18 protein-coding genes, 1 tRNA gene and 1 pseudogene are annotated in these 23220 nt (G+C 57.1%); 8 read left to right on the top strand and 12 right to left on the bottom strand.

What is annotated here, in order from left to right; translation table 11 throughout:
- Positions 1 to 93: 93 nt before the first annotated feature.
- Complete coding sequence (locus ORD17_RS06455) at positions 94 to 2232, top strand: primosomal protein N' (RefSeq protein WP_308390027.1); 2139 nt, start codon at positions 94 to 96, stop codon at positions 2230 to 2232.
- 83 nt (positions 2233 to 2315) lie between these two features.
- On the top strand, positions 2316 to 3716 hold the full coding sequence (locus ORD17_RS06450; protein WP_308390026.1) for a sigma 54-interacting transcriptional regulator: 1401 nt from the start codon (positions 2316 to 2318) through the stop codon (positions 3714 to 3716).
- A gap of 549 nt (positions 3717 to 4265) precedes the next feature.
- On the opposite strand, the gene ORD17_RS06445 is transcribed toward ORD17_RS06450, so the two are convergent.
- The 9 genes from ORD17_RS06445 to ORD17_RS06405 form a co-directional block, all read right to left on the bottom strand.
- Positions 4266 to 5567 (bottom strand): hypothetical protein, encoded by a 1302-nt coding sequence (locus ORD17_RS06445; RefSeq protein ID WP_308390025.1) that lies wholly within the window; start codon positions 5565 to 5567, stop codon positions 4266 to 4268.
- Between the two features lie 158 nt (positions 5568 to 5725).
- A complete protein-coding gene (locus ORD17_RS06440) occupies positions 5726 to 7078 on the bottom strand; it encodes a glycosyltransferase (protein ID WP_308390024.1) in 1353 nt (450 codons plus the stop codon).
- 173 nt (positions 7079 to 7251) lie between these two features.
- Complete coding sequence (locus ORD17_RS06435) at positions 7252 to 8001, bottom strand: hypothetical protein (RefSeq protein WP_308390023.1); 750 nt, start codon at positions 7999 to 8001, stop codon at positions 7252 to 7254.
- 12 nt (positions 8002 to 8013) lie between these two features.
- A complete protein-coding gene (locus ORD17_RS06430) occupies positions 8014 to 8373 on the bottom strand; it encodes a cysteine peptidase family C39 domain-containing protein (protein ID WP_308390069.1) in 360 nt (119 codons plus the stop codon).
- A 19-nt stretch (positions 8374 to 8392) separates the two neighbouring features.
- The gene (locus ORD17_RS06425; RefSeq protein ID WP_014003049.1) at positions 8393 to 9610 is read right to left on the bottom strand and encodes an ISL3 family transposase; all 1218 of its coding nucleotides are present in this window, start codon (positions 9608 to 9610) and stop codon (positions 8393 to 8395) included.
- A gap of 54 nt (positions 9611 to 9664) precedes the next feature.
- Positions 9665 to 10039 (bottom strand): hypothetical protein, encoded by a 375-nt coding sequence (locus ORD17_RS06420; protein WP_308390022.1) that lies wholly within the window; start codon positions 10037 to 10039, stop codon positions 9665 to 9667.
- A 71-nt stretch (positions 10040 to 10110) separates the two neighbouring features.
- Positions 10111 to 11454 carry a hypothetical protein gene (locus ORD17_RS06415; protein WP_308390021.1) on the bottom strand — a complete coding sequence of 448 codons (1344 nt, stop codon included), beginning with the start codon at positions 11452 to 11454 and terminating at the stop codon, positions 10111 to 10113.
- 59 nt (positions 11455 to 11513) lie between these two features.
- The gene (locus ORD17_RS06410; protein ID WP_308390020.1) at positions 11514 to 12143 is read right to left on the bottom strand and encodes a hypothetical protein; all 630 of its coding nucleotides are present in this window, start codon (positions 12141 to 12143) and stop codon (positions 11514 to 11516) included.
- Positions 12144 to 12156: 13 nt separating this feature from the next.
- On the bottom strand, positions 12157 to 12408 hold the full coding sequence (locus tag ORD17_RS06405) for a hypothetical protein (RefSeq protein WP_308390019.1): 252 nt from the start codon (positions 12406 to 12408) through the stop codon (positions 12157 to 12159).
- A gap of 544 nt (positions 12409 to 12952) precedes the next feature.
- Between ORD17_RS06405 and ORD17_RS06400 the strand changes: the two are divergent.
- A pseudogene (locus tag ORD17_RS06400) lies at positions 12953 to 13342 on the top strand (IS110 family transposase); the annotation flags it as partial.
- 225 nt (positions 13343 to 13567) lie between these two features.
- Here ORD17_RS06400 and ORD17_RS06395 read toward each other — a convergent pair.
- A complete protein-coding gene (locus ORD17_RS06395; protein ID WP_308390018.1) occupies positions 13568 to 14644 on the bottom strand; it encodes a transporter in 1077 nt (358 codons plus the stop codon).
- A 143-nt stretch (positions 14645 to 14787) separates the two neighbouring features.
- Here ORD17_RS06395 and ORD17_RS06390 point away from each other — a divergent pair, with 143 nt between their 5' ends.
- The gene (locus tag ORD17_RS06390) at positions 14788 to 14991 is read left to right on the top strand and encodes a cold-shock protein (protein WP_009564993.1); all 204 of its coding nucleotides are present in this window, start codon (positions 14788 to 14790) and stop codon (positions 14989 to 14991) included.
- Between the two features lie 81 nt (positions 14992 to 15072).
- On the opposite strand, the gene ORD17_RS06385 is transcribed toward ORD17_RS06390, so the two are convergent.
- Both ORD17_RS06385 and ORD17_RS06380 read right to left on the bottom strand, forming a co-directional pair.
- Positions 15073 to 16887, bottom strand: a complete 1815-nt coding sequence (locus tag ORD17_RS06385; RefSeq protein ID WP_308390017.1) for a DEAD/DEAH box helicase — start codon at positions 16885 to 16887, stop codon at positions 15073 to 15075.
- 59 nt (positions 16888 to 16946) lie between these two features.
- Positions 16947 to 17570, bottom strand: a complete 624-nt coding sequence (locus ORD17_RS06380; protein ID WP_308390016.1) for a hypothetical protein — start codon at positions 17568 to 17570, stop codon at positions 16947 to 16949.
- A gap of 119 nt (positions 17571 to 17689) precedes the next feature.
- On the opposite strand from ORD17_RS06380, the gene ORD17_RS06375 reads away from it, so the two are divergent.
- From ORD17_RS06375 to ORD17_RS06360, 4 genes are all read left to right on the top strand, one after another.
- A complete protein-coding gene (locus tag ORD17_RS06375; RefSeq protein ID WP_308390015.1) occupies positions 17690 to 18697 on the top strand; it encodes a sodium:calcium antiporter in 1008 nt (335 codons plus the stop codon).
- 36 nt (positions 18698 to 18733) lie between these two features.
- Positions 18734 to 18809, top strand: a tRNA-Arg gene (locus ORD17_RS06370).
- Positions 18810 to 19221: 412 nt separating this feature from the next.
- The gene (locus ORD17_RS06365; protein ID WP_308390014.1) at positions 19222 to 21798 is read left to right on the top strand and encodes a plasma-membrane proton-efflux P-type ATPase; all 2577 of its coding nucleotides are present in this window, start codon (positions 19222 to 19224) and stop codon (positions 21796 to 21798) included.
- A 30-nt stretch (positions 21799 to 21828) separates the two neighbouring features.
- Positions 21829 to 23220 carry an FAD-dependent oxidoreductase gene (locus tag ORD17_RS06360; protein WP_308390013.1) on the top strand — a complete coding sequence of 464 codons (1392 nt, stop codon included), beginning with the start codon at positions 21829 to 21831 and terminating at the stop codon, positions 23218 to 23220.

Raw genomic sequence — 23220 nt, 5'->3', positions numbered from 1 at the left:
TAGGCATCGGAAAAAAAGGTAAATGGCTCAGGCTCTTTGCGCAGTTGGACCCATTTCCTGCACAGACTTATCCACAGAAATTGTGGGAAACTCATGAATCGTGAAACGCCCTGTATCAAAGTTGTTATCCTCGGCCCCCTGCCGCAAACCTTCACCTATCGTTGCGCCCTTCCCCTGCCTGCGTCTGGCTGCCGTCTGCGCGTGCCCTTTGGCCGAGGGGAGCGCATCGCTATCGCGATTGGCCCAAGTGCTTGTCCGCAGGATATCCTCGTCAAGGAGGTCAGCAGCGTCCTGGATTGCGAGCCCCTGCTCCCCAGCCCCCTGCAGGCCTTGCTGGAGTTTGGCAGCCACTATTATCACCACCCTCTTGGGGCTGTCTGGGAAACTGCTTTGCCGGCGCGGCTCTGTCGAGGGCATCCCCTCCCCGAGTTCACGCCCACGACCTGGCGCCTGCGGGCTGACATCAGCCCATCGGAGAAGGGTCTGGGGGCACGGCAAATCGACCTTCTCCAGCGTTTGCGCGAAGGCAGTGTGGCCAGCTCGGAACTCGGCACTAGCGATCGCCAGCGTCTGCGTCAGTTCCTTGCGGCCGGATGGATAGAAGAGGCCCCGCCCACTTTTCAGATTCGGGAGTCGCCGCTTTGCCTCCACCCCGAGCAAGCCAGCGCAGTCGCCGCGATCCGTGCGGCCTCGGCATTTCAGCCTTTTTTACTCGATGGAGTCACCGGCAGCGGCAAGACCGAGGTCTATCTGCAGGCCATGGAACCGCTGGTGTCGGCGGGAAAACAGGTGCTGTTCCTGGTGCCGGAAATCGGGCTCATCGCCCAGACCCAGGGGCGCTGTGCTGAGCGCTTTGGGGCGGATCGCGTCGCCGTCTACCATTCTGGCCAGAGCGACGTTGAACGCTTGCGGGTCTGGACGCAGGCGCGTCAGGGCCGCATCGCCATCGTCATCGGCACGCGTTCGGCCGTTTTTGTGCCGCTCTTACAACCGGCGCTGTTGATCGTCGACGAAGAACACGATCCCTCCTACAAACAGCAGAGCGGTTGGCTCTATTCTGCCCGCGATCTGGCCCTACGCCGCGCGCAACTCGAGGACCTTCCCATCGTTCTCGGTTCCGCCACGCCGTCCCTGGAGAGCCTGCACAACCGTCAACTTGGCCGCTACCGCGACCTGCGTCTGAGCGAACGCGCCAGCGCTCGGCAACTCCCGCCAATCGAGATCTTGCCCCTGCGCAAAAAGCGACTATTGGCGGGGCTGGATCCCGTCCTTCTGAGCGCCTGCGCAGAAACCCTGGCCAGTGGTCGACAGGCGTTATTTTTTCTCAATCGACGCGGCTATGCCCCGGCCCTGCTCTGCCATGCCTGCGGCCATGTTCCCCACTGTCGCCGCTGCTCGGCACCTTTGACCTGGCATCGACGTCAGGCACGTCTGCGCTGTCATCATTGCGGGCTGGAGGCACCCGTTCCGGCGCAATGCCCCAATTGCGGTGCCAGCGAAATTACTGGCATTGGCATGGGCACGGAAGGCCTCGAGGATTTTCTGCGAGAGCGCTTTCCCGACGTGCCCCTGCTGCGTATCGACCGCGACGAGGTGCATAGCCCTAAACAATTGGCGGAGCGCCTGCAACAGATCCTGCACACTCGACCGGCCATCTTGCTGGGCACGCAACTGCTCAGCAAAGGTCACCATTTTCCCGACGTCAGCCTGGTGGGAATCGTGGATGTGGACCAGGGGCTGTACAGCGCCGACTTTCGCGCCCCGGAACGCTTGGCACAGACGGTGATCCAGGTGGCCGGTCGTGCTGGCCGCGGCGACACTCCGGGACGGGTGATCCTGCAAACGCATCTTCCGGAACATCCCTTGCTGCTTGCCCTGCAAGGTGGCGCGTACGCCACCGCGGCAACCCAACTACTCCGCGAACGCCAGCAGGCAGGCCTGCCCCCCTTTCGCGCCCTCGCCCTGCTGCAGGCCGAGGCGCAACGTGCAGAGCCCGTCTATGCCTTTTTATGCGCGGCACACGCCTGCATCGGCCCGGAATTGGAGTGCAGCGGTCCGATTCCGGCTCTGCTCGAACGCCGCGCTGGCTATCACCGTGCCTACCTATGGCTCGAGGGCAAAAGCCGCTCTGCGCTCCACCGTGCCTTGTCTCGCGTCGTGGATCCACTCGGCAAGTTGCCCCAATCGCGGCGAGTGCGCTGGAGCCTGGACGTGGATCCACAGAATTTTTAGGATCGCTGGAAGGCTCTCTACAGGCGGTTGTATCCAGTGCAAGCTCGGGCTAATCTTGGGAAAACACTCGAACGGGGAATGGCATGGCAGCAGGAGACACAGAGGTTGTGCAATCGAGTATTCTTCGTCGAGTCGCCCTATACCTCGGTCCCGAAGACGTAATTGCGCCAGCACGAGAACTCCTCAGCGCCCAAGAATGGATCCTCCTGCCGTTTCGGCATATCGACGAAGTATCGGCGGCGCTGCGCAAGCAGCAACCCTCGGTTGGTATTTTGGTGCTGCAGGATGTCGACGCGGTAAAATGGCAAAAGCATCTGCTGCGACTGATTGCGCAAAATGAAAACATCCGTTGGCTGGCCCTGGTAGAGAAAGAGCTGCTCAACCAACTGGCTATACGGCAACTCATTGGTAGTGCCTTTTACGATTACCACACCACTCCCATTGACCCGCAACGTTTCCTCGTCATGCTAGGACACGCTGCGGGCATGGCAGAGATCTCCCGAGAAGCCCTGTTCACCTCCGACGTCAACTCCGCAACCACAGAAGAGCAAATGGTTGGCGCCAGCAAACAGATGCAAAAGGTCTATCAAGACATTCGCAAGGTGGCAGCAACTGATGCACCCGTCCTGATCACTGGTGAAAGTGGTACTGGTAAGGAATTGACGGCCCGAGCCATTCACGAACGATCCTTTCGCAAGGACGGTCCTTTCGTTGCTGTCAACTGCGGCGCTCTCCCCGCCAACCTGATTCAGTCGGAACTGTTTGGGCATGAAAAAGGCGCATTCACTGGCGCGACAGAAAGGAAAATTGGTCGCATTGAAGCCGCCAATGGCGGCACCCTGTTTCTTGATGAAATCGGCGATCTGCCTCTCGATCTGCAGGTAAATCTTCTCCGCTTTCTGCAAGAACAAACCATTCACCGGGTAGGCGGCAAGGACGAAATTCGTGTCGATGTTCGTGTACTTGCGGCAACCCATGTCAATCTGGAGGAGGCAATCAAAGGCGGGCGGTTTCGACAGGACTTATACTATCGTCTCAACGTATTGCAGATTCTCATGCCTCCACTGCGAGCTCGCGAAGGAGACATCCCGCTCTTGGCCAATTATGTCTTCCATCGCTTCGCTGACGAGCGCGGCCAACGTGTCAAGGGCTTTAGCGAAGATGCCTTGCAAATCATGAATAGCTACTCCTGGCCTGGGAACATTCGTGAACTGATCAATCGGGTACGTCGTGCCATGGTGATGTGTGACAAGATTCTCATCAACGCCGAGGACCTCGGTCTGGAGCGTCGACAGAACCAACGAGCAAGGGTCAGTCTGTCGGAGGCTCGAGATGCGGCCGAGCGGGATGCCATAAAGGCGGCCGTCGCGCAAAGTCTTGGTAGCATCACCCGCGCTGCGGAATTGTTACAGATTTCCCGTGTCTCCCTCTATCGATTGATGGAGAAACATGGCATCACCCCACCCGGGCAGAAGGATCGATAGCCCTCGACAACTCCCCTGTTACGCGAACGTACTTTTGAGAATCAATGTAGTACGATGACTTCCCAAGCACTGTTACGAACACGTAACAAACTCCTCTTCCATCCACTTTCATTTGTAAAACCAAACAGCTAGCCACTTTTTGGACGCTGCGCCAGGCTGCTGCATCTCTCTGATCTGTAACGGCTGCAATACAGATAGCTTCTTGAACACGACCCCGTCAGAGGATCGGGTCTGTCCAGATCCAAACGGTTCACGAAACGATCGTTATGGTAAAGCTCGAACAGCATGTCAGCCAAAAAGCGCGCCGTATGACCCCGGCCGAGATAATCGCAGTTTGTTGGCACCAGACTTACGGTAAGACAGAAGTAGGTCAGGTTAGATGCGGCCTTCGCGGTAGCCTGTCCAATCGCCGGAAGGGTCAATTTGATCATGAATCTTGGTATTGGGCTGAAGTCGAGCGCGCCCAATTTCCAATTGACTACGACGATCTCCGATAATCTGAACGCATCTCCTGTCGCACGGATTGCTTGTGGCTGGGGCAACACAGACTCAAAAGGGAATGGAAATCTCCCCGCCAAAATAGCTGCGATGGTAGCCTGGACCGCCTCCGTAGACATTGGCTATGTTGCTGTAACCTCCAGTCAGGGAAACAGAGCAGTAGGGAGAAATTAAGCCGGTTAGGGTGCCATAATAATCCTGTACTCCCGACGTCACGCCATCAATCGTCTGTGACCCAAATCCCGAATAGAAGCGCAGAGTCCAGTATGGCGAAAATTTTTGGACATAGATCAGATACGCCAATGCTTCCCGATAATTTTGGGGATTAAAATAACCGGCGTATGGAACTACGCTACTCTCGAACTGACGGTAGTAGCCTTGGATCCCCAGAGCGATGGGCCAACGACCTAGAGTCAAGAATTCTGGAGTCAAGCGGACGACCACGCCATTGCGCTGGTTGTCGTCGGAGAAAGACTGATGGAAATAGGCTGCGCTTAAGGTGCCGAGATCGCGCAGTCGACCAAATCCGCCTACGCTCAACGTGTTGACTAAGATTTGGTTTTGCACCGCGCCCAAGGTACGTACCAGTTCACGGTCTGCGCTGCCGTCTAACCCCCAGCTATCGCTGGGCTGATAGAGGGTACTGGCATGCAGTGAAGCATAGGTCCATCCTTTTCCGGAAGTCCCTAGACCCGCCAAGATGGAATATCGCCAATCCTTTGAGGGAATAGCCGACCAACCGGCACGAATAGCACTCAGACCCACCTGACCACTAGGATCAGCAACCTGCGTCTGCTGAAATCCGACCTGCCAGAAGGTAGGATTGAGTCCTTTTCGGCTTAGCCACCGACCTGGCCAAAACGCATCGGCAGAATAGATTTGATTGATGTTGCTGTCGATGTCGCTGCTATAGTGAAAGCCTAGGCGGATTTTGGGCTGCAAGGCAAAATCGACATAATTATTGGTGATGCGGTATAGACGAGCCTCCCAATCAGGCCCGACATAGTGGCCTGCAGGGGCGGCAAGGGCCAGATCTTGTTTGGCCATGACATTCCAGTCCAGCAGATTGGCAGCAATGGCTGATTGCAAGGCGACCGGAGGGTGCTGCCGATATGGCTGAGTGATATTGAAGGCTTCGATCGGTCGGCCATTGGCAATGAGTGCCCGCGCCAAGCCTACACTGACTACCTTGCGATCACTCGGCACTTTCGCGAGAGGAAACGCCTGTGCGTAAGCGCGATATGCCTGATGATCATTTCCTAGCCAAAGCGCTGCATAGCCTTTTCCTGAAAGGGCCGCCAGGCGGTCGGAGGCGTAGCGAACGGGATGCTCGTCAATCTTTTTGAGTGCCAACTGGAAGGCGTCTAGGGCTCTTTGTGGGTGGTTTTCCTGCAGCGCCTGTCGACCCTTCCGTATTTGCTCTCCTGGATCATCCGAAGCGGCGAAGGCTGCCTGAAAAAACCCCGTGCAAAAAACACTTCCTATAATTATCAGTATCTCTGCTTTCCTGCTCACTTGGTCCCCCAGGTTTTGCTGAGACGCAGCACTTCCGAAGCGTATCCAGCAATGGAGGCAGGACTCATCAGTAGCTGGGAAAAGAAAACATACAAAAACATCCCGCGAATATTACGACGCACTTTCAGGCCACGACTTTGAAACATCCGTAATTGCACAAAGTAAATGACGAAATTATTAAGTGCTGCCAGCGGAATTAGTAAAAGCGTAATCGGGCCTGCGATCAGGAAAAAACCAAAGAACGCGGCAATCACGCCAGGCACAAAGAAGAGAATATAACTCATGTCAATAAACGGAAACAGCATATTGATGAAGACAAATTGGAGTGTCAGGCGCGGCTGCAATAGGATGCCTGGGTGGACGCGCACGGCCTCAAACATACCCCGAGCCCAGCGTCGTCGTTGCTGAAAGAGCTGTCTATATGATTCTGGAACATTGGTAAAGACCACCGCATTTTCTGCGTAGCCAATACGATAGCCTTTTTTCAGCATACCCCACGACAATACGATGTCTTCTCCTACCACCGGCGCCCAACCGCCCAGCTCTTGCAGCACCTTTTTCTCATAGAGGGAGAAGGCTCCCTGAGCTACCAAGGTTCCTTGATAGAGACTCTGAACACGCTTGACGATGGCAATACCATGAAAGTAATCCCACTCTTGCAGTCGGGTGATCCAGTTGGTACGAGAGTTTCGGACGGCCAGGGCACCGGCTACTGCTGCTGTATTACTGGGGTCACTCAGGTATCTACCCACGATCTTCTGCAGGGCATCGCGGTACAAATACGTATCGGCGTCGAGGGTGATGACGATGTCAAATTTTGCATGCTGCAGACCCGCGTTAAGTGCGCTGGCCTTTCCGCCATTGACGGGCTGCCGAATGAGACGCACACGGGAATCGGTGAAGGCTTTCACTTTCTCTGCCGTTGCATCTTTTGATCCATCATCAATGACAATGATTTCGTGCATTCCGGGGTAGCTTTGAAGCAATACGGAATGGATTGTGTCGCTGATGACGAGCTCTTCATTGTAGGCGGCCACGAGAATACTGATCGGTGGGTAGGTATCAATCGAGACAATGCGCGGCCGACGATCAAGCAGAGTGCTGAAGAGCATGAATCCGGAGATATACCCAGGGATAATGGCGACGCCACCGATGATCAAGATTGTCAGGATTGGCCCGATGACAGTATCCAGGTTATGGATCCAAGGCAGGGCAATCCAGAAACTAAAGAGGACCCAGAGTATCGCGCCAATCTGGGCCACAACGAACTTGACGGTAACCGGAAAGTAGATGAACCATGCGGGTTTCCGCCGCTCGTCGACAGTTTGGCTCGCTACACTCTGTGGCAAGGGGAATACATTGCCAGTAGTGGCCGACGGTTCTGAAAGAGCTGGAAATGGTGGATCGCCCTCTCCAGCAATAGGTGGCGTTGGGGATGGTCTTGTCATTTTTCTATCCTTTCCAAAGAGCCCGAGTCATCTCAAGCAATACCTGCTGACCCGGCTTCCATGCAGGTCAGGCCTCAGGGAAGATTAGTCGGAAAATTCGCTTTTAGCATGGATTGCAATTGCTGCAGTTGCGGCGCGCCGGCGCTATTGCTAGGGTTCACACCGAGCGTCATGTGCATGGTGTTCTCGATCTGGTTAGCGTTGCTCGCGATCTGCGCCAGTTGATAGGCGCCGTTGCTACCAATACCTTGCTGAACGGTGTTGGCACCGTTGTTGATCAGCATGGACAGCTGTCCAGATTGTACCGTAAGCGTGACATCTCCAACCTGGGTCGTTCCTTGGCCAAGAGTGCTTCCAGCGGATCCTTGCAGATCGTCCGGTCTACCTTTTACCACGTTCAAGGTCATGCGGTTCTGGATTGCATTTTCCTGACCCCCAACCTGTATCGCCTGCGTGACCCCGTGGATATTGCTTAAACCCGCGCCATTTACGTCCGTATTGGGATCAGGTGCCACCTTGGGGAGTCTGGGATTGGTGACGGAATAAGTGATAGTCGGAACAAAAACCTGGTTGTTGCTGTTGAAGGCAATGTTTAGATTGCCTTGCATAGGGGTTTTCGAGGCAGAGTTTGTCCAATTGGTCTGCATCTGCACACCAAAGTATACTATCTTACCACCAATAACCCCTTTGCCAATCATTTTTGCCAACATGGAATCGGCAACAACGGGGGCCTGAAAAGGTAAAGGACCAGCCATGGCGCCTGTTGTTGCGCAGCCGACCAGCAACGAAGTTCCGAGAGAGATGAAAGATTTTCTGGTGTACATGATTTATGCTCCTCAAAAATATTTAACGAAATCATAGCCAAAATGTGCTGGCTGCAAAGGTACGTTTGGCAGTTCGCCGTGGAGCAAGCGCAGCGCACTCGGAGGTTTCGGAGGTGTTAGCAAAACAGAGTGGGGGTCAAACCCATTGCCGAATACAGCAAAAACAATTCCATTCCAGTCTTTCAAAAAGACGTTTTTTTCCATGATCCGATTACCCAGAGCTGGATCAGCCAGATATACCTTGTTCTCCGTAGTTTTTTCCAAGACGACGAAATGCTTGTAACCGCCCAAGTCCAAAAGGACGATCACAGGAATGTGGATAGCCTCCAGCTGGGAAGGTTTGACCTCATAACCCTGACCCTTGAGACCAATTTTTTGGTTCTTCGATGTTTCATGTGGGTAGCCTGAGATCCAGTTTACCGAGGATCAGGTAGGCCATGTTGATAAAGTTCTTGTGGGTACGGTAGCCACGGGCTTTTGCCTTGGCGGACTGGAGGAGGCTATTGAAGCCTTCCAGAATCCCGTTGGTGATCTGGCTCTCGAACCAGCGGAGCACACCATCCCAGTGATTCATGACGGTGTAGGCGACCTTGACCATTGGCGGTAATCCGCTGTCCTTGACGTTTTCCACCCAGGCCTTGAGCAGGGTGGCGCCCTGGTGGCGATTCTGGACGGTGAAGATTTCTTGGAAGGTCAGGCGAAGCTGATAAGCCTGTGCTGTCTTGAGGTTCTGGTTCTTGAGGATCTCCCGGAGCCTGGCGCTTTGCTTGGCGGAGAGCTTTCCCGGGTTCTTGAGCCAAAGCCAGCGGCTCTTTTTCAGGTCTGGTTGGGAGAGGGCTTCCCCCTTGCGTACGGCATCTACGGCCTCATTGACGAGCTTCATGAGGTGAAAGCGATCGAAGGTGACCTGGGCGTTGGGCAGGTGTTCTGCGGCCCCTTTTTGGAAGGCTGGCGAGAGGTCCATGCTGACCTCCGTAATGGCCTCGGCGCTGCCGCCATGGGCCTGCAGATCTTCGGCGAACTGCGCAAAAGTCTCGGCATCCTTGCCGGGTGTGGCAAACAGCAGGCGCTTCGCCACGAGGTCCACAAACAGGGTGATGTAATCATGGCCGCGCCGGCTGCTCGTCTCATCGATACCGACGGAATGGACCTCTGACATGTCCGCGGCCTCGCGGGCCTTGGCGACGTAATGATCGAGCACCCGCCAGAGTCGCTGGTCCGTCTCCCGCACTAGGCGGGAGACCGTCAACACGGGCATCTCCCGGACCATGGCCATGACTAGAGCCTCAAAGAGCAGCGTGAATCCCGAGCCTTCCCGCGCCCAAGGGACGGATACCAAATGCACGCCGTGTTCCGGGCAATGGACCCGTGGTACGCGGGCATGGAGATAAGCCGCATGCTGGAAGAAGTCGAGGTGACGCCAGACCTTCTCCTGGGTGTCATAGACCGGGCAGTCCTGGCCGCAGACCGGACAGGGAAACTGACTACCCCTTGGGAAGTTCACATGCAGGTCCAGGCGCTTTTCCTCCACCGTGAACCGCACATCGTCCACCATCCACGGCGGAACCAACCCCAACGCCAGAGTGAACAGTTGATTACCTTGGTCCATCCTTATCCTCAGCTCGCTGCCCTTCCCATAAAGCAATCATACCGCCTTACCCACTCAATGTGTCGAGGAGCCAATTTTTTCTACATAGTTTTTGATGTCCAAAAGTGAAAATCCGACTTTTCTTACCACGGCGGGATTACTTACCGTGAACAAGCCTTTCATGACCGATTCTTCGGTTACGTCCTGACCAAAAGCATATTTGAGGATGGTGGCGAGAGAAGCCGCGCCACAGGAAAAATCGGTGTGTTGGCGAATCACATGGATAAAATGCATGTCTACCATGCTGCGCACGGGAACATGAATGACGCCCGCTCCGGGAATGATGTTGCCGAAAGCTGCCGCCTGAGAAAGAGGAGCAAGGGCCAGAAGACCAATGCCGAACATTCCGGAGATAAAATTTTTACGATAAAAAGAAATGAAATGACACATGGCAGTCTCCGGCAGTGCCTGTAACTACTGGAAAACTGCCACCCCCATAGGGGTGGCAGAAACCAAGCAGATTAGTGGGTCACGCTGGCGATAGCCAGGGTGTTGACCTGCTGGTTGCCGTTGCCAGTAGCCACGTTCAGACCGAGGTTGCCCGAGGCGCCCGCAAGAGCATTGCCACTGACGTTGCTGTTGTACATCGAACCCGAGGTCGTGCCACCGTTGTAGTAGGCGACCTGCTCCACCGGCGCCGAGGCGTTGCCCATGGCTTTGGCTGAGGCGATAGAAGCCATGGCCAGACCATTCTCCTGCTGGTTCTGCGCACCGGCAGCGACGTTGATGGCGATGTTGCCAGAGGCATTCGCAGCGGCATTGCCGTCGACGGTGGCGCTATCCTGGACCCCGGTGTCCGAGGTGGTGTTGTATAGCGACATTTGCGTGGCACCCGCAGAGGCATCCGCATAATCCGTTGAGGACTGGTGATTGTAGCTGTTGCTGGTCGCGCTCAGAGCGGTGTTGTTGCTCTGCTGGTTGCTGTTGCCAGAGGCCATGTTGGCGCCAATATTGCCGGATGCGCCTTCCAGCGCGTTGCTACCAAGGCCAGCGGTGTTGTTGACGTAGGACCACTGCCAGTAGTACGCGTAGGGATTGCCCTGCATGGTTTGATTGGCGCCCATGCCCTGGAACGCACTGACGGTGGCGGTGGCACCAATGGGATAGCCTTCGTGGTCAGTGTTGGCAGCAGTGGCCAAAGCCAGGCTGTTGCTCTGCTGGTTGCCGATACCGGCCGCCTCGTTGACGCCGATGTTGCCAGAAGCATTCTGCAGGACGTTGCCATACAGACCCGTCTCATTGCTGGCACCAACTTCATGCCCATAATTGCGGTTGCTGTAGGTCGAATTGATGGCGCTGACCTGGCTGGCGTCGATGCTGGCATTGGCGTGGTCCGAATACTCCGCGCTGGAAGCGGCCATGTTGTTGCCCTGCTGGTTGAAAATGCCAGAGGCCAAGTTCACGCCAATGTTACCCGAAGCGCCTTGCAAAGCGTTGCCGATGAAGTCCACGGCATTGGCGCCGTTCATCACCTGCCAGGCGTAATCCATCAACTCCAGCTGGCCGGCATTCACGCTGGCGTTGGAATCAGCAGCGTCGTCGATGTTGGTGTTGGAAGCCAGAGCGCCGGCATTGGCCTGCTGGTTCTGCGAACCCGTGGCGACGTTGATGCCGATGTTGCCGGAGGCGTTGGCGGCGGCGTTACCACCGAGTACGGCGTTGCCCGTGGCGTTGAACATGGAGCCTTGTTCATTCATGGCGCTGGTCTGGCTGTTGCTGACACCGGCACCGGCGAAGGCCAGCGGAGCGGCCACAAGGGCGGCAACGGCGATGGCGATGGGGCTTAGCTTACGGATCGTGTTCATGGTATACTCCTATGGTGAAGGAAAAACGAAACGAGTTGACTACTTCACGGCTTACTACATTACTGCATCACTCCGGGAGCCACCCCGAGAGCGAAACTGTTGGCCGAGGCATTGCCTGAGCCAGAAACTTGGTTGACTTGAGCGATGCCTCCGGCGCCCCTAAAGGCGCTGGCGGCAACTTCTACCTTCTGAATTCCGCCCCCGACGCTGGCAGCCTGCGTCCCTGCCTGCTTGCTCGGTCCAGTCAAGGTCTGCGATAGCGCCTGGTTGCTCACGGGCTTTAACGCACCCATAACGATGCTCGTCTGGTTACTCTCAGCATTCCCAGAGCCTGCCGCCTGATTAATGCCAAGAATTCCGACGCTGTTGGCAAAGGCGTTTCCAGAAATGTGGGTCTGCTGAGCGCTGTAGACGTCACTGTTGCTTTGGACCGATTGCTGCACGACCTTACCGTTGATCGTGCCCGCCCCCTGACCATTAGGGCTCATGATGATGTTGGCTACGTTGGCTTGCAGATTGTTGTTGCCAGCCGCCTGATTGGTCATGGTGGAACCGAGAACGTTGCTCATGGCATTGTCCGAGATGACGCTTTGTGCGGTGTTCGGCAGCGGCAGCGCCGAGGCTTCCTGGGCATAGATCGCGATCGCTCCGGAGAGCAACACGGGGATGATTGGGAGGTGGCGGGTCATGACGGTTTCTTCCTCAGCGATTGCTCAGCATACTGTTGGTCTGCACATTCAGTGCACCCATCTGTAGGTTTTCCGATCCAGCACCTTTCCTGGTGGGCAGTTCGTCCCAGAGGACGACACCATTCGAACGACCAACACTGGGGAGACTGACTGCCTCTCCTTTTCCTTGGACGGTTTCGAGAACCTTGTTGGGAACAACCGCTCCGGGAATGGTGCTACCCCAACCGGGAATGGTTGACTCAGGGGCGGAGACATTTGCTGCCATACAAGACCCAGATGCCAGCATCAGGGCAAAGCAGATGCCGCGGAGCATTCCTGCTAACTCTCTTCGGAAGATTAGACGTTGCTGCATGGCACCCACCTCAACGAGCTTTCATTGCCTGGGCTCTCCATAGCAATGGCCGTGCCAAAGGCGCCGTATGATTATTATCTACGTGTAAACATAGGGTTAAGAAAAAACCACATTGCAGTCAGTGGCGGGTGTTTGTAAACCTCCATATACACAGTTTTCCTTGCTTCGGCAGGACGTGATCGGCAAGCAGCTGATATCCTCAGTGCTTACAAGGGATTTCTCAGATGTAACAATGAAGTTACACAAGCCTGAATCGGCGCCTCTATCATGCACAGCCTGGACCGTTTTATTCCAATGAAATCAATTTACTGGTGTCACAATCGCCATATATAAGCGTAGTAATCGGCCCTGGGTGCCACGAATCGCGCCGATGAAACACGCTGCGTCTCCGATTATGGCAAAGTAGGTGCGGGGCGCTGCGGAAGACCGATGTGTCAATGGAGCATTATGCCCGCATATAAGCGCGGTCCTGGGTGACGTCATCGACATTGGCTGCGCCTCGCACTATGTCGCGGCCCCTGCGAATCGCGAAACCGGTAAGGGAATTTGCCGGTTTCACGGAGGATCTTGAGGCCTTGGCCGATTGGCTCAAGTCCTGCGGTGTGGACACGGTAGCGATGGAATCTACCGGCGTGTACTGGATATCGCTCCTTGATCTGCTGGAATCGCGCAGCAGGTCAAGAACGTTTTTGGTCGAAAATCCGACGTACTGGATTGCCGGTGGCTCCAGCAGCTCATGAGTTACGGACTGCTCCGGGGAGCCTTTCGTCCAGATAATGCGATTTGCGTGTTATGTGCGCTCTGGCGTCAGCGCGGAATGCTTCCGCGTTCCCAAGGTCGTCAGGTGCAGCATTGAAAGAAGTTGCTGTTCCGAAAAGACTTGTCAATCACCCCCGCGATGTGGTTATCCACCGGACAGTCATGCATGCTCTGCGCGCCGCCCCCATACAGCATCATGTAGTTCGTATAGTAAGGCCTCAGATACCGTCGCGATTACCCCGGTAGCGAGAAGATCACTGTGCCGAGCAGACGGAGGGGGCGCACATACAAAGCACCCAAGCATCGTCTGCCGTTATAGATTATATGGAATGGTCGCCGTCAGCTGAAAGTTCGGTGCGCTGGACGTCAGGCCGATCCCGAGGTTCATGATCAAGGAACTGGTCGGAGTAAACGCATAGGTCAATCCAAGGTTTGCGACACCGACATTGGCACCACTGCCAACGACGGGGGTCCAGGCGCTGCCGAGACTACGTACGCTGGTCTGCTGCTGCAGCCGGTCGGCAAACGAGGTACTCACACTCAAACGGTCATTGAGGGCATAAGCGACGCCCAGACTGAACTGAAAGGCATTACCCAGGCGCACCTGGCCGGGCTGCACCACATCCGCAGTCGTACTGATATCCGAAAAACTGCGCTGCAAGTTGTAGTAATAATTGGCACTACCGAAGAAGATGGCAGGATCCGAGGTAGACACGAAAGAGATGCCTGGCGTAATGGTCCAGACGCCATTGCCGGTCGGCAGCTTGGTCGGCACTTCCAGATTGGTATTATTGGGGTCTGGTTGATATAACTTGATCCCGTAAGGGTTTATACCCGTAGGCGCGGTTAGTAGGAGGCTGGCAGTCAGGGTCGGCCAGGTCTTGGATTCCTGTACCAATTGGTAATAAGCACCAAAGCTGATATCTCCCAAGCGCGGCCCACCAGAGGTCACCGTCGCTTCACTGTACTGATTGCTGGCATACCCCGCGCCACCAATCTCGTAAGTGCTTTGCCGATAGACCATCGGCACATTGAGAACCAGCTGCAATCGTCGCCCCAAGGGAAGATAGGCGGATTCCGTGAAGGTATAAATACTCGACTTGACCTTGCTCACGTTGATGTTGCCAAGAAAAATGGCACCGAGGGCAAGAAACCCATTCAAATTGATCGTGTTCTGATCGGAGTACGCATAGGACATACTCGATTGCAGGGTGATGTGGTCGTAAAAGAAATCGGTGTTCTGCTGCAAAATCGCCTTCTTGCTCGCCGACTCCGGGGGGGCCTTGAGATTGCCTTGCTGGCTGTTATCCTGCGCCAAGGCCTCAGTGGAGGTCGCGAACACAGAGAAGATCATCATGATTAGTGCAACCGACTTTGCGCGCCGTTTCATCCGTAGTACTCCGAGCATGGTCTTTCCTGCGCAGAGCCTAGCACAAGTTCGGCGCCCACTACTAACACTCCTTTGCTTTTGCCAAAGAAAGGCCTATACTGGCTTTGGCCAGTTCGGCTGTTTTTATTTATTTGGGGTGTAACATGGCGGTTGGTACGGTAAAGTGGTTCAACGACAGCAAGGGGTTTGGTTTCATTACGCCGGAAGATGGCAAGGAAGATGTCTTCGTGCATCACTCTGCCATTGAAGGCACCGGCTTCAAGACCCTGGCGGAAGGCGAGCGCGTCAACTTTGAAGTGACTCGTGGCCCGAAAGGCCTGCAGGCCGAGAAGGTCCGCCGGGCCTGATGCGCCCGCGCAGGGCAGTGTAAACTGCCCTCCCCCTTGCGGGGAAAACACTTACCGGCCCGGTTTACTGAGCCGGTATTTTTATGTCCGCCGATCGCGCTTACGGGTGCTCGGCCGCGCCACGCGCCGCTCTTCTCCAGCAACCGTTTTGCGCCGCGCCGCTGGTCGCCGAGGATAGCTCTCTCCCCCTGTGTCACCAGACGATAGTGGGCGGATTTGTAGGGGCCGGCCGCAGACCCAGGTCTTCTTCAAGTGCTCGATTACCGAGTCGTGGAGATCGGCAGGCAACTCCACCGTGCTGTGATCATTGGCAATCTGGACCTTGCGAATCAGACGGCTTGGCAAGCCCGACTCATTGGCAATGGCGCCAACAATATTCTTTACCTGCGCTCCGTGCTCCTCACCCACGTCCAGACGGTACCTGCGCATATTGGGCTCACCCTCGGCAGCAGAGGATTCGCGACGGGGCACCTGCGGCCTCTGCCGCTTGCTGCCTTCGCCATCGCTGTCACGTCGCTCGCGACGAGGACGTGCGGACGGCACAGCAGTGTCCAGCGCTGCGGAGGGCCGGGTTTCCGGCGCCGGCAAGAGCGGCCTGTCCTTCTGCACCAAAAAGGCGAGAGCCGCTGCAATTTCGCCCAAGCCAATGTCGTGCTCCTCCTGGTATTGGGCAATCAAAGATTCGAAGGGCGCCAGGTCCTCTCCCTCGATTACAGCAAGCAGTTGCTCCTTGAATTGCGCCACCCGACGGTCGGCGACGTCGGCAAGACTGGGCAGATGCATGGCTTCGATACTCTGCCCAGTAGCCCGCTCGATGGCCTTGAGCAGGTAACGTTCGCGTGGGGCCACAAAGAGAATGGCCTCCCCCTTGCGCCCAGCCCGCCCGGTGCGGCCGATGCGATGCACGTAAGCCTCCGTGTCATTGGGAATGTCATAGTTGATGACGTGGGTAATGCGCTCGACATCCAAACCACGGGCCGCAACGTCGGTAGCAATGACGATGTCGAGGGCACCCGATTTGAGCCGCTCGACGGTCTGCTCGCGCAACGCCTGACTCATATCGCCGTTGAGGGCGCCGCAGGCGTAACCACGTGCCTCCAGACGTTCCGCCAATTCGACGGTGGCGGTCTTGGTGCGCACGAAGATGATCCAGGCATTGCTGTCTTCCACTTCCAGGATGCGGGTCAGAGCATCGAGCTTGTGGGTACCGCTCACCTGCCAATAGCGCTGGCGGATGGCAGACACGGTTTTCGTGGCACTTTTGATCTTGATTTCAACGGGATCGCGCAGATAGGTGCGCGCTATACGGTGAATCGCTTCAGGCATGGTCGCAGAAAACAGTGCTACCTGCCGCTGTTCCGGAGTGTGCTGGAGAATGTCTTCGACAGCGTCGATGAAGCCCATACGCAGCATCTCGTCGGCTTCATCCAGCACCACCGCCTGGAGCCGGTCGAGCTGCAGAGTCCGTCGACGCAGATGGTCCTGAATGCGCCCCGGCGTGCCCACTACCACCTGCACCCCACGCGCCAGCTGTTTGAGCTGCAAGCCCATCGACTGTCCACCATAGATGGGCAGAACATGAAATCCGGGCAGGTACTTGGCGTAGCTCTGCATCGCCTCAGCCACCTGAATGGCCAGCTCGCGCGTCGGTGCCAACACCAGGATCTGCGGGAAGCGCTGCGAACAGTCAACGCGGCTGAGCAACGGCAAGGCAAAGGCCGCCGTCTTACCCGTGCCGGTCTGCGCCAGACCGATGACATCCTTGCCCGCGAGCAGCGGGGGAATGCTCTGGGCCTGAATGGGCGATGGCTGCTCGTAGCCAATCTCGGCTACGGCGCGCTGGAGCGGTTCGGCAAGCGCGAAATCGCCGAAACGCTGTGTGTTTTCCTTTCCCATTCCTACCCCCTACGCAACCGATTGCGCACTATACGCCAATTCTGGCGCCGGTGCATGACTCAGTCGGCAGCCAGCAATTCCTGCAATGCCGCCGCAATACCCGCGTCAGCCCCCGGACCATACGGTGTTTGCCCAGGCGTGAAACGATCGCAAAAGGCGTAATCAAACGTAACGTCCTGTAAACCCAAGCTACCAAAGAGGCGGTTCTCCCAGGATTGATCATCCGGGTGGGGGATGAGAGTCGGCCAGCCAGCCGCCGAAGCAGGCTCGAGGATGGGGCCGAAAAAGATCACACCAGGCTTGTTGCGCAGGCGCAGGGCACAGGAACCCGCGGTGCGACCGGACATCGGCAAGAAGTCGATGGTGCGCGTCAGGCGCAGCTTGCTGTCGAGGGCAACATCGAGCTCCACGCCTATGGCTCTTCCCTCCATGGGTTGCGCCACCACACGCATGCCCTTGTCTTGCCAAGTTGAGAGATCCCGGGCACCAAAACGACTTGGAAGAAACAGTACCTTCGGCGGGGCCAGCACCTCCAGTTCCTGCCAAAGCGCGGCGTCATAGCGTGGGGCATTGACGAGAATGCCACCGGCATCCTTGTCGGCGATGTAATACACTGCGGGGGTGTCCTCTCCACCCTCTACGTGATGTATACTGCGGTCGAAAAAACGACAAAGTTCCTGCATAACACCCCTCCACAATTTTCTGATTCACCTTGGCGCAAAAATTCTTTGCGCGCAAGGACTGGGCGTCATAGAACGCGAAGTTTATTCTGTCACTTTACCTTGCACCGAGATCTTGACCCATGGATATCCTCCAGCTTCTTCTCGCCCTCGTTCTCATCCTTCTGGCCGCAGAGATCTTCACCAATTCCTTGGAGCATCTGGGCGACCGATTGGGACTTTCGGAGGGCGTCACCGGCTCCATTTTTGCTGCTGTTGGCACGGCCTTGCCGGAAACCATGGTACCGCTGGTGGCCGTCTTCGCCTCGAGCGGCCTATCGAGCCCGAAGATTGGCGAGGAGGTTGGCGTCGGTGCCATCCTCGGTGCGCCGATGATGCTATCCACTCTCACCCTGTTTTTGATGGCGTTATTCGCTGCCGCTCAGCGCGGCTGGCGGGGCGAGCTCTTGCCCGAGCGCAGTGGCCTGCGTCGCGATCTGTCCTGGTTTCTGGCCGCCTTCGCCTTGGCCTCGATCGCGCTGTTTATTCCACACCATGCCGCCATCGTGCACAGTGCCATCGCTACCCTCCTCGTCTTATTCTATTTCTTTTACATTCTGCTCACGGTTCGCGCCTCGGCAGCCCTGGTCGCCGATGGTCATGGTACCGAAGCCGAAGCAGCACTGTATCTTTCCCGGTTGGGACTCCCCGATGCCTTGCCGGTCATCTTCCTGCAACTGGCGCTGGGACTGGCTGGCATCATCTTTGGTGCCGAGCTCTTTGTCCATGGGGTAGAGCATCTCTCCGCCTGGCTGGGGGTTTCGGCGCTCGTCCTCTCCCTGCTGATCGTGCCGGTAGCCACCGAACTACCGGAAAAAATCAACAGCATTCTGTGGATACGGCGCAAGAAAGACACTCTGGCCTTTGGCAATATCACCGGTGCACTGGTCTTTCAGGGGTCATTGTTGCCTGCCATTGGCGTCTCTCTGACCCCATGGACACCTGCCCCACCGGTACTGCTCGGGGTAGGACTGACCCTGTGCGCAGCGGGTTACACCTTTTTGCTTGTCTGGCGTGGGGTGCGCCTACGGCCCCTGCATTTCCTCTTTAACGGACTTCTCTATCTGGCGTATTTTGCGGTGTTGGGCTAGGCGCAAAATACCCCAAGCTGCTACCATTGGCGGCAAGCCCCAGTAGCTCAGTGGATAGAGCAACCGCCTCCTAAGCGGTAGGTCGTACGTTCGATTCGTATCTGGGGCGCCATCTGCGTTATATCCTGGAGCGCTGCGTCGGGTTCGCAAAAGGTCGCCAAAGCGCCGTATACTCGTCGCGATCCTCCACGGCGTACTTGCCGGGCCCTTACCGAGGGATTTCCACATAGTGTTGGGGGAATCGGTCCAAGATAGACTTGCGAAAGATCAGGCCAAGAACCACACGCTACGATCGGCGGCAGGCCAAGGGGCCGCATTCTGGGCTGACTGCATCAATCGATGCTTCGGTTTTCTTGCGTCCTCTGGGCATGCTGTCCTCGCTCTCCCATGCAGCGCCTGTCTCTGTCATGGATGGCACCTCGATGACATCTCGCCACCCACTCCTCGTTGCCGGTTCTGTACTATCATATAGGCGTATCCGCTTATCTGTGAGATCGGTCAACAAGCCGCAAAAGGAGCGAGGAATGGCAACGGAGCATGACCCGAAGGAATGGGAAGAGATGAGCCCCGAAGCTGCTTTTCAGGTTCTCCAAAGCAGCGAGAAGGGGCTCAGTGCCGATGCGGCGGCGCAGCGACTGCAACAATATGGCGAAAACGCCTTACACGAAAAAGAAACTCCCCTGTGGCGTCGGCTGCTTTCCTACTTTTGGGGCCCCATCCCGTGGATGATCGAAGTCGCTGCGGTGTTATCCGCCATCAATGACGATTGGAAGAGCTTTTTGGTGATCTTCGCCATGCTGCTGATCAACGGTGGCATTGGCTTCTGGGAAGAAAAAGGCGCTGCCGACGCCCTCAATGCCCTGAAAAATCAGCTGGCACTCAAGGCGCGCGCTTTGCGTGATGGCCAATGGCAGGAAATCGAAGCCAGTACTCTGGTGCCGGGAGATGTAATCCGGGTGCGGCTGGGTGACGTGCTACCCGCCGATGTCAAACTCTTCTCCGGCGACTACCTTGCCGTCGATCAATCGGCGCTGACCGGCGAATCGCTGCCCGTCAACAAAAAGCCTGGGGCGGTGGCCTACTCCGGGACCATCGCCAAGCAGGGGGAGATGCTCGCCGTGGTCTATGCCACCGGCAGCAAGACCTTCTTTGGCCGTACGGCAAGCCTGGTCCAGAAGGCGGCGCCGGTTTCCCACTTTCAGAAGGCCGTACTCAGCATCGGCAATTTTCTCATCATCCTCGCCCTGGTTTTGTCGACGATCTTGATCATCGTCGAGCTAGTACGAGGACTGCCGTTCCTGGAGCTGCTGGCCTTCATTCTGGTGGTCGTCGTCGCGTCCATCCCCGTCGCCATGCCTGCTGTGCTGTCCGTGACCATGGCGCTGGGAGCCTTGGCCTTGTCGCGCATGAAAGCCATTGTGTCGCGCTTGACCTCCATCGAGGAGATGGCCGGGGTCGATATTCTCTGTTCAGACAAGACCGGTACGCTGACGCAAAACAAGATCACCCTGGGGAATACCGTGCTCTTCCAAGCCAAAGAGGAGCAGGAAGTGATCGTTGCCGCTGCCCTCGCCTCCCGCGCCGAGGATGCCGATGCCATCGACCTGGCCGTGTTGGCTGGCCTCCAGGATAAGACCAAGCAACTGCAAGGTTTCCAGCAGAACAAGTTCATCCCCTTCGATCCCGTTTCCAAGCGCACGGAAGGGCAGATTCAGGGTCCAGATGGCCAGCATTTCCGAACCTCCAAAGGGGCCCCGCAAATCCTCATGGACATGGCCAAACTGGACGAGGATGCGCGCCGCAAGGCGGAAAGGGCGGTAGAGGACTTTGCCGCCAAGGGTTTCCGCACCCTGGGGGTCGCCCGCTCCGATGACGACGGGGCCAGCTGGCAGTTCCTGGGCATTCTCTCGCTCTTCGATCCACCGCGGGTAGATTCCAAGGACACCATCATCGAGGCACAGAAGCACGGCATCGAGGTCAAGATGGTGACCGGTGATCATCGGGCCATCGCCAGCGAAATTGCTGGACAGTTGAATCTCGGTACCCACATTCTGACCGTCGACGAGCGCCTGTCGAAATACGCCGAAACCGAGCAGCTTGCAGATGGCTTGGGAGCGGAAATCGAAAAAGCCGATGGCTTTGCTCAGGTATTCCCCGAGCACAAATACGCCATCGTCAAGGTGCTGCAGCGGCGCGGCCACATCGTCGCCATGACCGGCGATGGAGTGAATGATGCCCCGGCGCTCAAACAGGCAGATGTGGGCATTGCCGTGTCCGGCGCGACCGACGCCGCCCGCGCGGCCGCAGCACTCATCCTCACGGCTCCAGGCCTGAATGTCATCGTCAAGGCCGTAGAGGAGGCACGGCGCATTTTTGAGCGGATGATGAGCTACACTGTGTATCGCATCGCCATGACCCTCGACATCCTCTTTTTTGTCGTCATCACCATGCTGATCTTCAATTCCTATCCACTGACAGCGATCATGGTGGTCCTTCTCTCCTTGCTCGACGACATCCCCATCATGACCATCGCCTGGGACCGCACCGCCGTCCAGAGTAGCCCCGTGCATTGGGAGATGGCGCGGGTGCTCAGCCTGGCCTCATTGATGGGCCTGCTGGCCTTGGGCGGTACCCTGGTCCTCTACCTGCTGGGCCGTTTTGCCTTCCAGCTGCCCGACTGGGAACTGCAAACTCTGATGTTTCTGCAACTCATCGCCGGCGGGCATTTGATGCTGTTTCTGACGCGTACCCGTGGCCCCTTCTGGAAGCCACCCTATCCAGCCCCCCTCCTGCTGCTTGCCATCCTGGGCACGCAGATCGTTGGCATTGCCATCGTCGCCTTCGGCTGGCTGATGCCGGCCATTCCCTGGGTGGCGATTGGTCTGGTGTGGGCCTACAACATCGTGTGGATGTTTGTCGCGGACTTCGCCAAACTGGCTATCCACCGGGCCATGGATCATCAGCACGAGCATCAGCTGCGTTTCCTCAACACCCTCAATCGCTCCCTGCATCCGATGATTGCCGAGATCGAGACGGGAAATGCCGCGCTACGACGCCAAGTACAGGGCCTTTTGCACGCGCAAAAAGGTCAGGAAAAGTAAAAGTTCAGCAAGCCACGGAAGGAAAGACACATGGCAGAACAGAGTACGGATGTCTTGATCATTGGTGGCGGCCCCGCAGGTATGATGTGCGGGATCACCGCAGCGCAATTTTCACCTCATAAGAAGGTGCTGGTGGTACGCCCGGAAAGTGACGCAGTCATCCCCTGTGGCATTCCCTATATCTTCGGCACCCTGGGCGGCACCGACGAGGATATGGCGGGTCGCGCGCCGCTGCTGGCGGCAGGTGGCCAATTGCAGATCGGCCAAGTCAAACAGGTGGATCGGCAGCAACGCACGGCACGCCTGGACGACGGCGATCTCATCCACTGGGAGCGCCTGGTCCTCGCCACCGGAGCCGACAATTTCATTCCTCCCATCCCAGGCCTCGATCTCGCGGGCGTCTTCAGCATCCAGAAGGACTATAACTACCTGGATCAGCTCTTCAGCACCCTGATCCCCAAAGTCGAGCGCTTGGCGATCATCGGTGGGGGCTTCATTGGTGTGGAATTTGCCGACGAGATCCGCAAGCGGGGTATCGAGGTGCATATCATCGAGATGATGCCTCATCTGATGCAGGCCGCCTTCGATCTCTATGCCTGTACGGCAGTGGAAAAACAGCTCGAAACTCATGGCGTCCGGATCCACACGAACTGTAAGGTGCAAGCGGTAGTCGCCGACGCCTCGGGCAAACAGGTCGGCGGCGTGCAGATTGCTGGACAGGATCTCCTGCCTGTCGACGCGGTGTTGATCGCCATCGGCACCCGTCCCCGCACCCAACTGGCGCAGGAGATGGGCCTCACCCTGAGTCGCTCGGGAGGAGTCTGGGTAGACGCCTTCCAGCGCAGTCGCGAAGATCCCAGCATTTTCGCCGTCGGTGACTGTGCACACAAACAGGATTTTTTCACCCGTAAAGCCAGTCACGCCATGATCGCTTCGCAAGCCGCCGCCGAAGGACGGATTGCCGGAATGAATCTCTATGGATTGCGGGAGCTGCGTTTCAACGCTGGCTCGGTCAGCGTCTATGCCAGCCAAATCGATGGCCTCGCCTTTGGCGTCGCCGGCATGACGGAGCACCAAGCAGAACAGGAAGGCTTTCCCATCCTCGTCGGCGAGGCCCGCTTGCCAGATCATCATCCGGCGGCCATGCCCAATACCACGGAAATCTACTGCCGCGTCATCTTCGCCCGCGACTCCCTGCAACTACTGGGTGGGCAGATACTGGGCGGCGCAACGACTGGTGAGCTCGTCAATACCATTGGCCTTGCCGTGCAGATGCGCGCCACCGCGCCCGACCTGGCGAGCATGCAATTCGGCAGCCAACCGCGCCTGACGCCGTCCTTGCATCCCCTGGTTGCCGCTACCGGCGACGCACTGCGCAAACATTTTCAAGGCCAGCATCCCTGCGTGGAGGCGCCGACCTGA

The sequence above is a fragment of the Acidithiobacillus sp. AMEEHan genome (genome assembly GCF_030996345.1).
GTDB lineage: Bacteria > Pseudomonadota > Gammaproteobacteria > Acidithiobacillales > Acidithiobacillaceae > Igneacidithiobacillus.
This window is presented reverse-complemented; position numbering and strand designations above follow the sequence as displayed.

Bases quoted from the DNA above. Each gene is read 5' to 3' on its own strand.
- ORD17_RS06420 (WP_308390022.1), bottom strand. From the start codon at position 10,039: ATGTGTCATTTCATTTCTTTTTATCGTAAAAATTTTATCTCCGGAATG.
- ORD17_RS06380 (WP_308390016.1), bottom strand. From the start codon at position 17,570: ATGCAGGAACTTTGTCGTTTTTTCGACCGCAGTATACATCACGTAGAG.
- ORD17_RS06375 (WP_308390015.1), top strand. From the start codon at position 17,690: ATGGATATCCTCCAGCTTCTTCTCGCCCTCGTTCTCATCCTTCTGGCC.
- ORD17_RS06450 (WP_308390026.1), top strand. From the start codon at position 2,316: ATGGCAGCAGGAGACACAGAGGTTGTGCAATCGAGTATTCTTCGTCGA.
- ORD17_RS06395 (WP_308390018.1), bottom strand. From the start codon at position 14,644: ATGAAACGGCGCGCAAAGTCGGTTGCACTAATCATGATGATCTTCTCT.
- ORD17_RS06390 (WP_009564993.1), top strand. From the start codon at position 14,788: ATGGCGGTTGGTACGGTAAAGTGGTTCAACGACAGCAAGGGGTTTGGT.
- ORD17_RS06405 (WP_308390019.1), bottom strand. From the start codon at position 12,408: ATGGCAGCAAATGTCTCCGCCCCTGAGTCAACCATTCCCGGTTGGGGT.
- ORD17_RS06435 (WP_308390023.1), bottom strand. From the start codon at position 8,001: ATGTACACCAGAAAATCTTTCATCTCTCTCGGAACTTCGTTGCTGGTC.
- ORD17_RS06360 (WP_308390013.1), top strand. From the start codon at position 21,829: ATGGCAGAACAGAGTACGGATGTCTTGATCATTGGTGGCGGCCCCGCA.
- ORD17_RS06415 (WP_308390021.1), bottom strand. From the start codon at position 11,454: ATGAACACGATCCGTAAGCTAAGCCCCATCGCCATCGCCGTTGCCGCC.
- ORD17_RS06410 (WP_308390020.1), bottom strand. From the start codon at position 12,143: ATGACCCGCCACCTCCCAATCATCCCCGTGTTGCTCTCCGGAGCGATC.
- ORD17_RS06425 (WP_014003049.1), bottom strand. From the start codon at position 9,610: ATGGACCAAGGTAATCAACTGTTCACTCTGGCGTTGGGGTTGGTTCCG.
- ORD17_RS06385 (WP_308390017.1), bottom strand. From the start codon at position 16,887: ATGGGAAAGGAAAACACACAGCGTTTCGGCGATTTCGCGCTTGCCGAA.
- ORD17_RS06455 (WP_308390027.1), top strand. From the start codon at position 94: ATGAATCGTGAAACGCCCTGTATCAAAGTTGTTATCCTCGGCCCCCTG.
- ORD17_RS06365 (WP_308390014.1), top strand. From the start codon at position 19,222: ATGGCAACGGAGCATGACCCGAAGGAATGGGAAGAGATGAGCCCCGAA.